We start from the raw sequence: 13,804 nt of genomic DNA, 5'->3' as shown, positions 1-13,804 counted from the left end.
CGCACCATATACCCCCTGGGGGTATCTTTACCAGGCCTCCGAGTCCCTTGCCTCCTCCCCCTCGGCGGCCCCGGGGGCGCTGGGGCCTCTGACCCGCAGCCGGGTGGCGAGCAGCGGGAACACGAGCACGGAGACCATCGCGGCGCCGACCAGGGACGCCGCCTGCTCCGTGTCGACGAGCCGCTGGTCGACGCCGATGGTCGTGATGGCGACGACGAGGGGCAGACAGGTCGAGGTGAACAGCGCGGCGCGAGGAGATACACCGGAACGCCGTGCACCAGCAGGAAGAGCGCCGGCCACGGGGCACGCGCCGGGCCGGGGGCCGTCGAGCGGCCGGCCCGCGAGCGCCGTGACGTGTGCGCGGGCGGCGGGGCTGTGGCCGACGAAGCGCTGTGATGCCCCGCTCGCGCGGATGCCGGGCGGGAACGGGGGCAGGCGAAGGAGGATGCCTCCGCCCGCTGCCACCCGGTGATGCCATGACCTCGTCCACCCGTTCCTGCGCCCGTCCCCCGTCGGTGCCGACGACGACCGATGAGCTGATGAAGGAACTGGAGCGAGTCCGGGCGGAGAACAGACACCTCGAGCGGGCGCTCGCCTCCCACGCCACCGTCGACCGGGCCATCGGCGTCCTGACCGTCCTGGGCCGGATCAGCCCCGACGACGGGTTCACGGTCCTGCGGGAGATCTCCCAGCACACCAACATCAGGCTCTCCGCCGTGGCCGAACACCTCCTCGCGCACGCGCGGGGCGCGGAACTGCCCGACGTCCTGCTCGGAGAACTGCACGCGGCCCTGGCCCGCCACGCCGGCGCCGACGGGGGCTCGGCCCGGTGCGGGGTGGACGCCGCGGCGCCCGCCCCGCACCGGTGTGATGCGGTCAGCCCTTGCCGAGCAGACCGTTCATCTGCTCGATCTCCGCGCTCTGCGAGCTGATGATCTCTCCGGCCATCCTGGTCGCCGGTCCGTAGGCGCCGTCGGCCTGTTCGGTCTTCGCCATCTCGACCGCGCCCTCGTGATGCTTGATCATCATCTCCATGAAGGCGGTGTCGAACGCCTTGCCCGAGGCGTTCTCGAGCTCGGTCATCTCCTCGGCCGTCATCATGCCGCCCATGTCGTGCATGGAGTGGTCCATGGCGCCCTCGGCGGGCACTTCCTCGCCCCAGGAGGTCAGCCAGCCGGAGAGCGTCTTGATCTCCGGGTCCTGGGCCTTCTCGATGTCGGCGGCGAGCTTCTTCACCTCGGCCGACTGAGCACGGTCGGGCGCGAGGCCGGCCATCTCGACGGCCTGGCGGTGGTGGGGGATCATCCCCTTCGCGAAGGCGACGTCGGCAGCGTTGTGCTGTCCCTGCGACGCCGAGGCGGAGGGCGCGGCGGTGGCGTCGTGGCCGTTGTGTCCGGCCGGGCCGTCGCCGTCGCCGCTGCCGCCGCAGGCGGCCAGGACGAGGGCCGCCGCACCCGCGGCGGCGACGGCGGCGGTACGGCGGACGAGCGAACGCTTGCGGTTCATGTGGTGCAACTCCTTGGAGCGCGCCGTTTCAACGGCACGCGGTGGGAAGGGAGGTCAGGGCGTGCGAAGGCACGGCACCCGTCACCGGGAGACACCGGGTGAAGGGGTACCGGGCGGGCCGCTCTATATCCGCAGGAGTTGCAGCTCGGACAGGTCGGGCGGGGCCCGGCCGTCGTGCGGCGCCCCGGGCGTCGCCGCGGCGGGGGCGAGGGCGGGCGGCGCGTCCAGCAGGGCGCCGGTCAGCGCGGGCGGCGCGTACGCCGACCCGATTCCGGCGGCCGCACATGTCCCGTCGGCGTGATCCGGATGGCCCGATCCGCCATCCGGGTGCGCGCATCCCCCGCCCGCGTGCGGAACACCCTCCGCCGCGACCGCCGCCATCGCGTGGCCCGCGCCCTTCTGCACCGCCGACGTCGCCCCGGGGGCGAGGCCGTGCATGCCCAGCACACCGGCCAGTACCGCCATCACCAGCAGCGGGAACAGCCGCCCGGCGGGGCGGCTGCTCGATCGGTTGCTCCTGGTCACGCCCCCATCGTACGGGCGCCTCGCGGGAGCGCCCGGGCACACCGAGCGGGGCACCGATGGCCGCGGCCGCCTCGCGGGGCGGACGGGCGTCGGGCACCGTGGCCGTAGCGCTCGACGCCGGGTGACCGGGCGTGCCGACCGCCGTCTCCGGGCCCACGCCGCGTTGCGACTCGCGCCCTTCGGGACTGCCTATGCCTCCCCGGGGTACCCCCACGCTTCCGGCACGGACGGGAACGGAGCGGCAGATGTGTACGACGCGGAGTGGGACGGGCCTCCCGGGTGGTGGCTTCCGGTGAGCGGCTTCACCGCCGCGCTGTCCCTGCTGGGCCTGGCCCTGCTGGCGGTGGCCGGAGCCTACGGAGCCGCCCGGGCGTTTCGGATCCCCGCCGGTCCGCTGCCCGCGCAGCCGTTCGGGTCGGGCCTGGAGCCGGCGGAACACGCGGTGAGTCGTTTCCACGTGCGCTGGTACACGGTGACGATGCTCTTCCTCGCCTTCGACATGGAGATGGTCTTCATGTACCCGTGGACGCTCGTGATCTCCGTCATGGGGCCCAGCGCGGTGATCGAGATGTTCGTCTTCCTCGCCGTCCTGCTCGCCGGCGTCGTCTACGCGTGGCGGGAAGGAGCGCTGCGGTGGGCCTGAGCGCCGTCCTCACTCGCGCGGCGGCCCGCCGGCCCCGCGTCCTGCTGGTGACCACGCCGGGCGGCACGGCGGCGCGGCTGGTTGCCGAGAGGGAGCTGCGGTCGCGGGACTGGCCCTCGGCGTCGACCCCGGCCGGGGCCGACCTGATGCTGGTGGCGGGCCCCGACTGCGCGCGGTGGGACCCGGCGCTGGAGCGGTTGTGGCGGGACATGCCCCGACCGTGTGTGCGCGTGCGGGCCGTGACGGCGGACGACGTGGCGTCGGTTCTCGACGCCGGCCGGACCCGGCTCGGCGTACCGGGCGGGCCGGACGGAGAAGGCGTACGGGCCCGCCGGGAGGAGGACACGGACGACGTCGAAGGCGGTGAACACGCCCGGCACCGCGAGGCCGGTCCGCAGGACGACGCCCACGAGGGCGAGCACGACGAGAGTGGCGTCTCGGATCACGAGGACAGCGACGCCGACCACGCCGGTGACCACGGCGGTCACGGCCACACCGGTGACCACGGCGATCACGGTCACGACGGTCACGGTCACGGCGGCATGGAGATGCCGGGCGGACTGCCCATGGCCGGGCCGGGGGAGGACCGCGACGGTCTGACGCTGGACCGTCTGCACGTGCCGTTGGGACCGTTCCTGTCCGACTGGCCCGCCGGTCTGACCCTCCGTGTGGTGCTGCAGGGCGACGTCGTCCAGCGGGCCGACCTCGACGAGCCGGCGGCCGGCGGGCCGGGCGACCCCTTCTGGAGCCGGCCGTGGATCCGGGCCGCCGCGGGCGAGCCGGTGGGCGTGGGGGAGGCCGCCCGGCGGCGGGCGGCGGCGCACCTGGACAGCCTCGGCCGGCTGCTGTCGGTGGCGGGATGGCCCGCCGAGGCGGTGACGGCCCGGCGACTGCGCGACGATCTGCTGGACGGGGCGCCCTCCTCCTCGGTCCTGCCCCGGGTGGAGCGCTTCGCCCGGCGGGTCGGGCGGTCGCGGACCCTGTACTGGCTGACGCGCGGCCTCGGCCTGCTGAGCGCGGCCGACGCCCGAGCCGCCGGCGTCACCGGTCCCGCCGTACGGGCGGCGGGCGGGGACGTACCGGCCCGCTACCGCCAATGGCTCACCGAGGTCGTGGACGCGGTACGGCAGTTGGAGGCGACCGGCCTCCTCGATCCGGACGCGCGGGAGAGTCCGCGCGGCCGGTGGGACGCCGAACGCCCGCCGTCGGCCGCCCTGGCGCTGCTGCTTCCCCGGCTGCTGGTGGGGGCCGAGTTGGGCGCGGCCCGCCTCGTCGTCGCCAGTCTCGACCCGGACCCGGACGAACTCGCCGCGGGCCGGCCGGCGGTGGCCCGTGGCTGAGGCGGGGACGTGGTGGGCGCTGCCGGCCGCCCCGGCGCTGCTGCTGGGTTTCGCGGTGGCGGCCGTGGCGGCCGACGCGGCACTCGACGCCCGGAGCGCGGGGCGTCCGGTCACCGTCGGCACCGTCGTCCGGCCGCTTCTCGCCGTGCCGCGGGCGCTGCTGGCGCAGCCCCGGCGGTTGCCCGCGTCGGACCGCTTGCTGTGGCGGGCGGGCGTGATCACCGTGCCGGTGGCCGCGGTGCTGTCCACGCTGGTCATCCCGTTCGGCGACCACGTCGTCGCCGATCTGTCGGTCGGAGTGGTGTGGTTCAACGCCATGGAGGTGCTCACCTGGGCCGGGCTGTGGCTGGCCGGCTGGGGCCCGAACGCCGCGTTCTCCCTGGTCGGCGGCTACCGCTTCCTCGCCCAGGGCCTGGCCTACGAGCTGCCGCTGATGTTCGCGCTGATCTCGACGGCCACCGGTGCCCGGTCCCTGCGGGTGACCGACATCGCCGGCGCCCAGCACGGGCTGTGGTACGCGGTGTGGATGCCGTTCGCCTTCGTCGTCTATCTGGCGGGCGTGCTCGCCTTCGGCTTCCTCGGCCCGTTCGCGTATCCGGCCGGACGCGACGTCGCCGGGGGCGTGCTGGGGGAGACGAGCGGGGTGGACCGGCTGCTGCTGGAGGCCGGACGGTGGCTGTGGCTGGCGGCGGGGGCGGCGATGGCGGTGCCGCTGTTCCTGGGCGGTGGCACCGGGCCGGGGCTGCCGCCGTGGGCGTGGTCGCTGGTCAAGACGCTGCTCGTACTGGCGGCGCTGGTGTGGCTGCTGCGGCGGCTGCCCGTGGTCCGCGCCGACCGGTACGTCGAACTGGCCTGGGTGGTGCTCCTCCCCCTGTCCGTCCTCCAGACCCTGGCCCCGGCCCTGGTCGGTCTCGGCCGTTAGGAAAGGAACGCGCCATGGGCACGACGAGCACGGTGCTCCTGTGGGTACTGGGCGTGCTCGCCCTCCTCGGCGGTGTCCTGGTGTTCACCCTGAACTCCATGGCCCGGGTCACCTTCGCCCTCCTCGCCTCCCTGGTGTGCGTCGGCGGCGTGGTGACCGTGCTGGGGCTTCCGTATCTCGGCGTGGTGATCGTGCTGATGATGGTCATGGAGATGGTGATCATGGCCGTGTTCATGATCGCGTACATGATGAACCCGGCCGGTCTGATGCCGATGTCGATGCTGCACAACAAACGCGGCTCACTGGTCGTCAGCGGTCTCGTGTTCGCCGCCCTGGTCGGGGGGATCTTCCTGGTTCCGTGGCCGGAGCGCACGGGAGCGCGGCCGGGGGACACCACGGTCCAGGTCGGCATGTCGTTGATGGGCGACCAGATGCTGACCATGGTCACCCTCGGATTCGTCCTCCTGGCCACCATGGTGGGCGCCACCGTCCTCGCCACCCGCCGCGGACGGTACGACCGTTTCGGGGACGACCTCGACCAGCGGCCCGCGCAGGACCCGGCCGGCGGGGGAGTGGGCCGATGACGTTCGAACTCCTGCTGGTCCTCGCCGCCGGCCTCTTCTCGACGGGCCTCTTCGGCGCCCTCTCCCAGCAGTCCATCGTGATGATCATGATGGGGATCGAGCTGATGATCGGCGGGGTGATCGTCGCCGCCGCCGACTTCTGGCACTTCCTCGCCCCCGCCGCCGGCAGCGGCCAGGTGGTGATCGTGGCGGCCGTGGTGGCGATGGCGGTGGAGATGGCCATGGGCTTCGCCGTCACCACCGCGATCTACCGGGCCCGCCGGGTCGACATGACCGACATGGCCGAGGACCTGAAGGGATGAGCGCGGTGCTCTGGCTGCTGATCGCTCTCCCCCTCGGCGCGGGGGCGGTGCTCGCCCTGACGGGACCTCGCCGCAACCGGCTGGTCCCCGCCCTGGGTGCGGCGGTCGCCGCGGTCGTGCTCGGCGCCGCGATCGCCGCCGCGGTGACCCGCCCGGCCGCGAGCGCGCCCCTGTTCGCCGGGATGGAGGCGGGACTGGCGGTGGACGGCCTGTCGGCGGTGATGGTGGTGACCGTCGCCGCGGTCACCCTCGCCGTCCTGGTCTTCGCGGCGGGAGAGTTCGCCGCCGACGAGAACCGGGGGCGGTTCTTCGGGCTGATGCTGCTCTTCGCCGGTGCCATGCTCGTGACCGTCACCGCGACGACCCTGCCGCTGCTGCTGATGGCCTGGGAGGTGATGGGCGCCGCCAGCTGGGCCCTGATCGGCTACCGGTGGCGGCGACCCGAACGTGCGGAGGCCGCCGACGTCGCGTTCCTCACCACCCGCGCCGCCGACCTCGGCCTGTACCTGGCGGCCGGCGCCGCCGTGGCCGGCGGCGTCGGCTCGCTGCGCCTGGACGCCCTGCCGAACGCCGCGTCGCCGTGGCTGCACGTCGCGACCGCCGGCATCGTCGTCGCCGCCCTGGGCAAGTCCGCCCAACTGCCCTTCTCCTTCTGGCTTTCGCGCGCCATGCAGGGCCCGAGCCCGGTGTCCGCGCTGCTCCACTCGGCGACGATGGTCGCCGCCGGCGCCTACCTGCTGCTGCGGCTGGTCCCGCTGCTGGACGCCACGCGCTGGGCCGGTCCCGCGGTCGCCTGGGCCGGCGCGGTCACCGCCCTGGCCCTGGGGCTGGTCGGGGTCGCCCAGACCGACCTCAAGCAGCTCCTCGCGGCCTCCACCTCCGCCCAGATCGGCTTCATGGTGCTGGCCGCGGGCAGCGGCGGCGTCGCCGGGGGCACCACGCAACTCGTCGCACACGCCGCCACCAAGTCGGGTCTGTTCCTCGCCGCCGGGGCGTGGCTGACCGCGCTGGGCACCAGGCAACTCCCGGCGCTGCGCGGTGCGGCCTGCCGGTACCGGCCGGTCGGCGCGGCCTTCACCGTCGGCGCGCTCACGCTGGCCGGGCTGCCGCCGCTGTCCCTGTGGGCGGCCAAGGACGAGGTCCTCGCCGCCGCCCGTACCGGGGGAACCGCGCTGTACGCGGTGGGCCTCGCGGCAGCCGCCGTCGCCGCCGTCTACAGCGTCAAGGCCGTCCGGTACGTCACCCGTCCCCTCCCCGAGACCCCGCAGGCCGGCTACGACACCGAGCAGCGCGGCACCCGCCGCGTCGCCCGTACGGCATCGGCCCCCCTCTTCGCCCTCACCCTCGCCGCGGCGGTGCTGGGCGTACTGGCCCTGCCGGGACCGGCGTCCTGGCTGAAGCGGCTGGTCGGCGCCCGGGGCGAGCCGTTCCCCGCGCCGTGGGAGCTCGGGCTGTCCGCCGGCGTGGCGTTCGCCGCCGCCGGCCTGGCCTGGCGGTGCGCGTCCGGCCCGGTACCCGTACCGCGCGCCGCCGCACGCGCGGCCCACGGGTGGCTGTACCTGGAGCAGGCCGCGCGGACCGTCGTGGCGCGCCCGGTGCTGGGCCTGGCCCGGACGCTGGCCGCCTTCGACGACCGCGTCGTCGACGGAGCCGTACGGCGGACCGCTCGCGGCGGCCTCGCGACGGCCCGGCTCGCGCGCCGCCTGGACGACGGCGGCATCGACGGCGCCGTCCGCGCGGTCGCCGCCAGTCTGCGCCGCCTGGGCCGTTGGGCGCGCCACCCCCAGACCGGGCTGCTGCACCAGTACTACGCCCAGGCCGCCGTCGGCTTCCTCGTGCTCGTCCTGATCGTCCTGTTGGTGAGGTAGCCCCTGTGCTGAGCGTCGTCACGTTCCTGCCGCTGCTGGCATGCGCGGTGCTCCCGTTCCTGCCGCGCACGGTGCCCGACCGGGCCTGCGTCTGGCTGTGGATCGCCACGGCCACCGCCGACCTCGCCCTGGTCACCGTGGTGTGGGCCGGCTACGAACCACACGGCGGCATGCAGTACGAGCAGCGGGCGAGCTGGATCCCGAGCGCCGGCGTCGGCTACCACGTGGGCGTCGACGGCCTGTCCCTCCCCCTGGTCGCCCTGACCTGCCTGCTCTTCCTGGCCGTGGCCGTCCACTCCCTGCGCGAGAGGCGGCGGGTGCGCCCCTACGTCTGCCTCTTCCTGTTCCTGCAGTCCGTCAGCGTCGGCCTGTTCGTCGCCCTCGACCTCATCCTCTTCTTCGTCTTCTTCGACCTCTCGATCGTCGGCATGTTCTTCGTCATCGCGGGCTGGGGACACGGCGAACGCGCCCGCGCCGCCGCGCTGAGGTTCTTCCTCTACACCTTCACCGGCTCCCTGGCCCTCCTGCTCGGCTTCATCGGGCTCTACCTGGCCGCCGACCCGCACACCTTCGACATCGTCGACCTCACCCGCGCCAACCCCCTGGCCGGGCGCGGCCCGTACGCCGGTCTGGTGCTGCTGGCCGTCGGCGTCGGACTCGCGGTCAAGACCCCGACCGTGCCGTTCCACACCTGGCTGCCGCCCGCCCACACCGACGCGCCCGCCACCGGCTCGGCGATCCTCGCCGGAGTCCTGTTGAAGATGGGCACCTACGGGTTCGTGCGCATCGCCATGCCGTTGCTGCCCGGCAGCTGGCGCCACTACGCCCTCGTCGTCGTGGTCGTCGGCGCCGTGTCCGTCGTCTACGGGGCCCTGGTGGCGTTGGCGCAGACGGACTTCAAACGCATGATCGCCTACACGTCGGTCAACCACATGGGCTACATCGTCCTCGCCGTCGGCGCGGCCGGGACGCTCGCCGGCACCGACGCCCGGGCCCGCTCCCTGGCGGTGACCGGGGCGGTCACCCAGATGGTCAGTCACGGCCTGATCACCGGAGCCCTGTTCCTGCTCAGCGGCGTCCTCCACGACCGGGGCCGGACATACGAGATGGACGCCTACTCCGGGCTGGCCGCCCACACCCCGCGGTTCGCGGCGGTCACCGCCGTCGCCGCGTTCGCCAGTCTCGGCATTCCCGGCTTCTCCGGGTTCATCGCCGAATTCCAGATCTTCGCCGGCAGCCTGGCCTCCCAGGCCGTCGCCACCGCCCTCTCCGTGACCGGCATCCTGATCACCACGGCCCTGTTCCTGATCGCGCTGCGGCGCATGTTCCTCGGCACCGCGCGCCTGCCCGAGACCATCCCCACCGGCGGCATCCGGGACCTGAGAACCACCGAGGCGCTGTCCACGGTGCCGCTGCTGGCGGTCGCCCTGGTGATCGGCGTCGCGCCGCGCGGGCTGCTGGACGTCATCGAGCCGGCCGGGCGCACCCTGACCGGCCTGGTGGCACGGTGAACGAGAACCTCGCCGCACTCGTCACCGAACTCGCCCTCCTCGGTGCCGCCGTCGTCGGCCTGCTCGCCGGCTCCTGGCTGCCCCGGCGCCGTCAGTGGCTCGTCGCGGCCCTCGCGGCCGCCGCCTGCGCGACCGGGCTGGCGGCCACCGCCGTCACCATGGCCACGGACCGGGAACAGACCGTGTTCTCCGCCGCGTTCGCCGTCGACACCGCCACCGACGTCGGCCGGCTGGTCGTCCTCGCCGCCCTGCTGCTGATCATCGGCATGTCCGTGGAGACCGTGCGGGACCACCCACGCGAGACCGAGTACTGGGTACTGCTCCTGATGACCGGCGCGGGCACCCTCGCCCTCGTCGGCGCGAACGACCTGCTGATGCTGTTCGCCGCCTACCTGCTGACCGGCGTCCCGGCCTACACACTCGCCGGGTTCGCGAAGGACGCCCCCGGCACCGAGGCGGCCCTGAAGTACTACCTGATGGGCGCCCTGCTGGGCATCACCATGCTCGCCGGCACCGCGCTCCTCTACGCCGCCGGTCACACCACCCACTACGGCACGCTCGCCGCGGCCCTGCCCTCCGCCCCCTACGGACTCGTCGCCGTCGGGCTCGTCGGTGTCCTGGCCGGCCTGCTCTTCAAGATCGGCGGGGTGCCGGCCCACTTCTGGGTGCCCGACGTCACCGACGGGGCCCCGGCCCCCGTCGCCGCGTACGTCACCACGCTGCCCAAGATCGGCGGTCTGATCGCCGGTTACCGACTGCTGCACCAGACGCTCGCCGACAGCGACGTCAACACCTCGCTGCTGATGGCGATCCTGGCCGCGGTCACCATGTCGCTGGGCAACCTCGCGGCGTTCTTCCAGACCTCGGTCAAACGCCTGCTCGCCTACTCCACGATCAGCCAGGTCGGTTACCTCCTCATGGCGTTGGCGGTCACCACCCGCAGCGACGCCGCCCAGCGGAGCCTGCTGGTCTACCTGGCCGCCTACGCCGTCACCAACCTCGGCGCCTTCGCCGTCGTCACGGCACTGCCGCGGGCCCGCACCCTCGACGACTACCGGGGCCTCGCCCGGCACCGCCCGGACCTCACCGCCGTACTCGTCGTCTGTCTGCTGGGTCTGGTCGGCACGCCGCCCACCGGTGTCTTCCTCGGCAAGCTGGAGATCTTCAGCGCGACCATCGACGGCGGCTACACCTGGCTCGCCGCCCTGGCCGTCGCCAACACCGTCGCCTCGCTCTTCTACTACCTGCGCTGGATCGGCCCGCTGTTCCTCCCCACCGGCACGTCACCCGCCGGCACACCCACCCTGTCGGCCCGCTGGCCCACCGCCACCGCCTACGGCGCGGCCGTGCTCTCCCTCACCCTCGGCATCGCCGGACAGGTCGTCCTCACCGTCGCCGAGGGACCACTGCTGCGATGAGGGGCGCTCGGGTACGGCGGCTCCGCCCGAAGCCGCCGGGCGACGTCACGCGGGTGCGCCGAGCGGCGGGTGCTCCAGCACACGGGGCCGGTACTCGACCAACTGGATGCCCTTGTCGAAAGTACGGTGCCCGGTCATCGTGAGGGCGACGTCCGGATAGCCGTCGTAGATGCGTTCCTCGCCCGTGGCCCCGGTGATCACCGGGAACATCACGACCCGGAAGCGGTCGACGAGTCCGGCCCGCAGCAGGGACCGGCACAGGCTGAGGCTGCCGATCGTGCTGAGGAGCCCCGAGCCGCCCGACTTCATCGCCCGCACCGCCTCGACGGCGTCGTCGCGGACGAGCGTGGAGTTGGCCCACGTCAGCGGCGCCTCGAGCGAGGAGGAGAACACCACCTTGGACGCCCGCGTGAGCTCGTCGACGGAAGCCTCCTCCTCGGGCCTGAACTCGTCCTGGCCGCTCGGGACGCCGCCCGCGGCGAAGCCCGACATCAGGCGGTAGGTGTTCGCCCCCATCAGATAGGTGACCTCGGGCTGCTCACCGAGCCACGCGAGGTACTCCGGGCTCTCCATCCCCCAGAAACCGGGCCATCCCTGACCCGACGCACAGCCGTCGAGTGACGTGATGAAGTCGACGAGAAGCTCCGACATGGCGGCGTCCTTTCCTCGGGTGTGTCACGAGCTTGGACCGCCCGGAGGCCACAAACTCATCGGCCGCGCTGCGGAGCAACGCGAAAACCCGGCCACTCCGGCCGATCGGCCCCTTCCCGGCGCGGCGTCACGCCTCCCGCTTCTCGTCGATCTCGGCGACGAGGGACTCGACGCGGGCCCTGATCGCGTCGCGGATGGGGCGGACGGCCTCGATGCCCTGGCCGGCCGGGTCCGCCAACTCCCAGTCCAGGTAGCGCTTGCCGGGGAAGACCGGGCAGGTGTCGCCGCAGCCCATGGTGATGCAGACGTCCGACTCCTTCACCGCGTCGACGGTGAGGATCTTCGGTGTCTCCTCGGAGATGTCGATGCCGACCTCGGCCATGGCCGCGACGGCGGCCGGGTTGACCCGGTCGCCGGGAGCGGAGCCGGCGGAGCGGACCTCGACGCGGTCGCCGGCCAGGTGGGTCAGCCACGCGGCGGCCATCTGGGAGCGGCCGGCGTTGTGGACGCACACGAACAGGACGGACGGCTTGTCGGCCATGGTGGTGGTTCTCTCTCGTCGCACGGCGGAACCCGGCCGCCGATGACTTCAGCCCTCACTGATATCAGTGAGAGGTGATGTGAAAGTATCAGTGCATGCTGACTTCAGTCGACCCTGACCTGATCCGGGTGCTGGGCGATCCGCTCCGCCTTCGGATCGTGACCCTCCTGGCGCGCGAGACGCTCTGCACGACGCACCTGGTCGAGGAGACCGGAGCCAAGCAGACCAACCTCTCCAACCACATGAAGGTGCTGCGTGAGGCCGGGCTCGTGGAGACCGAGCCCTGCGGCCGCTACACGTACTACAAGCTCAAGCCCGAGGTCCTGGCCGGCCTGTCCGAGCAGTTCGCCGAACTCGCCGCCTCCGCCCGCACCGCCGCCGAGAACAAGAGGGCCTGCCCGTGACCTCCACCGAGCCCGCCACCTCCGCGCGGACCGGGGGCGGCGACGACTCGATCGTTCGGAAGCTCTCCACCCTCGACCGCTACCTGGCGGTGTGGATCCTCCTCGCCATGGCCGTCGGCCTCGGGCTCGGACGTGCCGTTCCCGGGCTGAACGACGTGCTGGCGAAGGTGGAGGTCGGCGGTGTCTCCCTGCCGATCGCGCTCGGCCTGCTGATCATGATGTACCCGGTCCTCGCCAAGGTCCGCTACGACCGGCTGGACGCCGTCACCGGCGACCGGAAGCTGATGATCTCCTCCCTGGCCGTCAACTGGATCCTCGGACCCGCGGTGATGTTCGCCCTGGCGTGGATCTTCCTGCCGGACCTGCCCGAGTACCGCACCGGCCTGATCATCGTCGGCCTGGCCCGCTGCATCGCCATGGTGATCATCTGGAACGACCTCGCCTGCGGCGACCGGGAGGCCGCGGCCGTGCTCGTCGCGCTGAACTCGGTCTTCCAGGTCCTGGCGTTCGGCCTGCTGGGCTGGTTCTACCTCGACCTGCTGCCCGGCTGGCTCGGCCTCGGCGACGGAGAGCACCTGGACGTCTCGATGTGGAAGATCGCCCTGAACGTGGTCGTCTTCCTTGGCGTCCCGCTGCTGGCCGGCTTCCTGACCCGCCGGATCGGCGAGCGGAAGATGGGCCGCGAGGGCTACGAACAGCGCTTCCTGCCGAGGATCGGGCCGTGGGCGCTGTACGGACTGCTGTTCACGATCGTCATCCTCTTCGCCCTGCAGGGCGGGACCATCACCTCCCAGCCCCTGGACGTCGCCCGCATCGCGCTGCCGCTGCTGGTGTACTTCGCGGTCATGTTCTTCGGCACCTTCCTCCTCGGCAAGGGCCTTGGGCTCGCCTACGACCGCACCACCACGCTGGCGTTCACCGCGGCGGGCAACAACTTCGAGCTGGCCATCGCGGTCGCCATCGCCACCTTCGGCGTCGCCTCCGGTCAGGCCCTGTCCGGTGTGGTCGGCCCGCTCATCGAAGTCCCGGTGCTGATCGGCCTGGTCCACGTCGCACTGGCCTGGCGAAGGAAGTTCGCCGCCGGCGCGGTGACGACGGCGCCGTGACGTAGCGCGCGGAAGTGGTGGTGGCCTCCGGCGGCCCGGCTCGGGCGGCCCGGCTCGGGCGGCCGTCAGCCGCGCAGGTCGAGCATCGCGGCCATGGCCGCCACCACGGACGGCGCGACCTGGTAGTAGACCCAGGTGCCGCGCCGCTCGGAGGTCAGCAGACCGGCCTCGCGCAGCTTCTTCAGGTGGTGGGAGACGGTCGGCTGGGACACGCCGACGTCCGCGATGTCGCACACGCACGCCTCCCCGCCCGGGTGTGAGGCGATCTTGGAGAACAGGCGCAGGCGCACCGGGTCCGACAGCGCCTTGAACATGGCCGCCATCTTCTCCGCGTCCGCCCGGGACAGCTCTCCGGCGGTGATCGGCGGGCAGCACGGCGCGACGCCGCCGTCCGGCAGAACGGGAAGCTCCACGGTCTCTGATTTCGACATGTGTCTATGTTGACACTCGTCGATGCGAGTGCCAAGCTCCGAGACGTACAAG

General features: G+C 72.9%; 16 protein-coding genes and 2 pseudogenes. 11 read left to right on the top strand and 7 right to left on the bottom strand.

Annotation, left to right across the window (positions count from 1 at the left end):
* Positions 1–27: 27 nt before the first annotated feature.
* Together D1J63_RS37185 and D1J63_RS37180 are read right to left on the bottom strand one after the other, a co-directional pair.
* Positions 28–290: pseudogene (locus D1J63_RS37185) on the bottom strand (cation:proton antiporter); the annotation flags it as partial.
* Positions 289–396 (bottom strand): annotated as a pseudogene (locus D1J63_RS37180) (restriction endonuclease); the annotation flags it as partial. The pseudogenes D1J63_RS37185 and D1J63_RS37180, both read right to left, overlap by 2 nt.
* 80 nt (positions 397–476) lie before the next feature.
* Between D1J63_RS37180 and D1J63_RS15920 the strand changes: the two are divergent.
* Complete coding sequence (locus tag D1J63_RS15920) at positions 477–932, top strand: ANTAR domain-containing protein (protein WP_241235570.1); 456 nt, start codon at positions 477–479, stop codon at positions 930–932.
* Here the strand turns inward: D1J63_RS15920 and D1J63_RS15915 are convergent.
* Both D1J63_RS15915 and D1J63_RS15910 read right to left on the bottom strand, forming a co-directional pair.
* Positions 877–1,506, bottom strand: coding sequence for a DUF305 domain-containing protein (locus D1J63_RS15915; protein WP_125629396.1), 630 nt, complete (start codon positions 1,504–1,506; stop codon positions 877–879). The genes D1J63_RS15920 and D1J63_RS15915 overlap by 56 nt on opposite strands.
* Before the next feature lie 123 nt (positions 1,507–1,629).
* The gene (locus D1J63_RS15910) at positions 1,630–2,031 is read right to left on the bottom strand and encodes a DUF6153 family protein (protein WP_125629394.1); all 402 of its coding nucleotides are present in this window, start codon (positions 2,029–2,031) and stop codon (positions 1,630–1,632) included.
* A 292-nt stretch (positions 2,032–2,323) separates the two neighbouring features.
* On the opposite strand from D1J63_RS15910, the gene D1J63_RS15905 reads away from it, so the two are divergent.
* From D1J63_RS15905 to D1J63_RS15870, 8 genes are read left to right on the top strand one after another with little or no spacing between them, the layout of a single operon-like run.
* A complete protein-coding gene (locus D1J63_RS15905; RefSeq protein ID WP_125629392.1) occupies positions 2,324–2,674 on the top strand; it encodes an NADH-quinone oxidoreductase subunit A in 351 nt (116 codons plus the stop codon).
* Positions 2,665–4,014: a hypothetical protein gene (locus D1J63_RS15900; protein ID WP_125629390.1), complete on the top strand. Its 1,350-nt coding sequence runs from the start codon at positions 2,665–2,667 to the stop codon at positions 4,012–4,014. The genes D1J63_RS15905 and D1J63_RS15900 overlap by 10 nt, the downstream gene beginning before the upstream one ends.
* The gene (locus D1J63_RS15895; protein ID WP_125629388.1) at positions 4,007–4,936 is read left to right on the top strand and encodes an NADH-quinone oxidoreductase subunit H; all 930 of its coding nucleotides are present in this window, start codon (positions 4,007–4,009) and stop codon (positions 4,934–4,936) included. The genes D1J63_RS15900 and D1J63_RS15895 overlap by 8 nt, the downstream gene beginning before the upstream one ends.
* A gap of 14 nt (positions 4,937–4,950) precedes the next feature.
* Complete coding sequence (locus D1J63_RS15890) at positions 4,951–5,520, top strand: NADH-quinone oxidoreductase subunit J (RefSeq protein ID WP_125629386.1); 570 nt, start codon at positions 4,951–4,953, stop codon at positions 5,518–5,520.
* The gene (locus tag D1J63_RS15885; protein ID WP_102930225.1) at positions 5,517–5,822 is read left to right on the top strand and encodes an NADH-quinone oxidoreductase subunit K; all 306 of its coding nucleotides are present in this window, start codon (positions 5,517–5,519) and stop codon (positions 5,820–5,822) included. Before D1J63_RS15890 ends, D1J63_RS15885 begins: the two co-directional genes overlap by 4 nt.
* Complete coding sequence (locus tag D1J63_RS15880; RefSeq protein WP_125629384.1) at positions 5,819–7,690, top strand: proton-conducting transporter membrane subunit; 1,872 nt, start codon at positions 5,819–5,821, stop codon at positions 7,688–7,690. Before D1J63_RS15885 ends, D1J63_RS15880 begins: the two co-directional genes overlap by 4 nt.
* 5 nt (positions 7,691–7,695) lie before the next feature.
* Positions 7,696–9,201: an NADH-quinone oxidoreductase subunit M gene (locus D1J63_RS15875; RefSeq protein ID WP_125629382.1), complete on the top strand. Its 1,506-nt coding sequence runs from the start codon at positions 7,696–7,698 to the stop codon at positions 9,199–9,201.
* Positions 9,198–10,619, top strand: coding sequence for an NADH-quinone oxidoreductase subunit N (locus D1J63_RS15870; protein ID WP_125629380.1), 1,422 nt, complete (start codon positions 9,198–9,200; stop codon positions 10,617–10,619). Before D1J63_RS15875 ends, D1J63_RS15870 begins: the two co-directional genes overlap by 4 nt.
* A 45-nt stretch (positions 10,620–10,664) precedes the next feature.
* Here the strand turns inward: D1J63_RS15870 and D1J63_RS15865 are convergent, their stop codons facing one another.
* The gene (locus tag D1J63_RS15865) at positions 10,665–11,270 is read right to left on the bottom strand and encodes a dihydrofolate reductase family protein (RefSeq protein ID WP_125629378.1); all 606 of its coding nucleotides are present in this window, start codon (positions 11,268–11,270) and stop codon (positions 10,665–10,667) included.
* A 127-nt stretch (positions 11,271–11,397) separates the two neighbouring features.
* Entirely contained in the window at positions 11,398–11,811 is a 414-nt protein-coding gene (locus D1J63_RS15860; protein ID WP_125635497.1) for an arsenate reductase ArsC, read from the bottom strand.
* Between the two features lie 95 nt (positions 11,812–11,906).
* Here D1J63_RS15860 and D1J63_RS15855 point away from each other — a divergent pair, with 95 nt between their 5' ends.
* Together D1J63_RS15855 and arsB are read left to right on the top strand one after the other, a co-directional pair.
* On the top strand, positions 11,907–12,215 hold the full coding sequence (locus D1J63_RS15855) for a metalloregulator ArsR/SmtB family transcription factor (RefSeq protein ID WP_125629376.1): 309 nt from the start codon (positions 11,907–11,909) through the stop codon (positions 12,213–12,215).
* Entirely contained in the window at positions 12,212–13,321 is a 1,110-nt protein-coding gene (arsB, locus tag D1J63_RS15850; protein ID WP_125629374.1) for an ACR3 family arsenite efflux transporter, read from the top strand. Before D1J63_RS15855 ends, arsB begins: the two co-directional genes overlap by 4 nt.
* Before the next feature lie 65 nt (positions 13,322–13,386).
* Here arsB and D1J63_RS15845 read toward each other — a convergent pair whose 3' ends face one another.
* Positions 13,387–13,752, bottom strand: coding sequence for a metalloregulator ArsR/SmtB family transcription factor (locus D1J63_RS15845; protein WP_125629372.1), 366 nt, complete (start codon positions 13,750–13,752; stop codon positions 13,387–13,389).
* Positions 13,753–13,804 lie beyond the last annotated feature (52 nt).

Source organism: Streptomyces sp. KPB2, assembly GCF_003950055.1.
Taxonomy (GTDB): Bacteria; Actinomycetota; Actinomycetes; order Streptomycetales; family Streptomycetaceae; genus Streptomyces; species Streptomyces salinarius.
Note: the sequence above shows the minus strand (reverse complement) of the source record. Positions and strands in the feature narration are given on the sequence as shown.

What these genes read in the sequence shown, in the direction of transcription:
- D1J63_RS15890 (WP_125629386.1), top strand. Translation starts at nt 4,951, where the DNA reads ATGGGCACGACGAGCACGGTGCTCCTGTGGGTACTGGGCGTGCTCGCC.
- D1J63_RS15845 (WP_125629372.1), bottom strand. Translation starts at nt 13,752, where the DNA reads ATGTCGAAATCAGAGACCGTGGAGCTTCCCGTTCTGCCGGACGGCGGC.
- D1J63_RS15860 (WP_125635497.1), bottom strand. Translation starts at nt 11,811, where the DNA reads ATGGCCGACAAGCCGTCCGTCCTGTTCGTGTGCGTCCACAACGCCGGC.
- D1J63_RS15865 (WP_125629378.1), bottom strand. Translation starts at nt 11,270, where the DNA reads ATGTCGGAGCTTCTCGTCGACTTCATCACGTCACTCGACGGCTGTGCG.
- D1J63_RS15885 (WP_102930225.1), top strand. Translation starts at nt 5,517, where the DNA reads ATGACGTTCGAACTCCTGCTGGTCCTCGCCGCCGGCCTCTTCTCGACG.
- D1J63_RS15855 (WP_125629376.1), top strand. Translation starts at nt 11,907, where the DNA reads ATGCTGACTTCAGTCGACCCTGACCTGATCCGGGTGCTGGGCGATCCG.
- D1J63_RS15915 (WP_125629396.1), bottom strand. Translation starts at nt 1,506, where the DNA reads ATGAACCGCAAGCGTTCGCTCGTCCGCCGTACCGCCGCCGTCGCCGCC.
- D1J63_RS15880 (WP_125629384.1), top strand. Translation starts at nt 5,819, where the DNA reads ATGAGCGCGGTGCTCTGGCTGCTGATCGCTCTCCCCCTCGGCGCGGGG.
- D1J63_RS15920 (WP_241235570.1), top strand. Translation starts at nt 477, where the DNA reads ATGACCTCGTCCACCCGTTCCTGCGCCCGTCCCCCGTCGGTGCCGACG.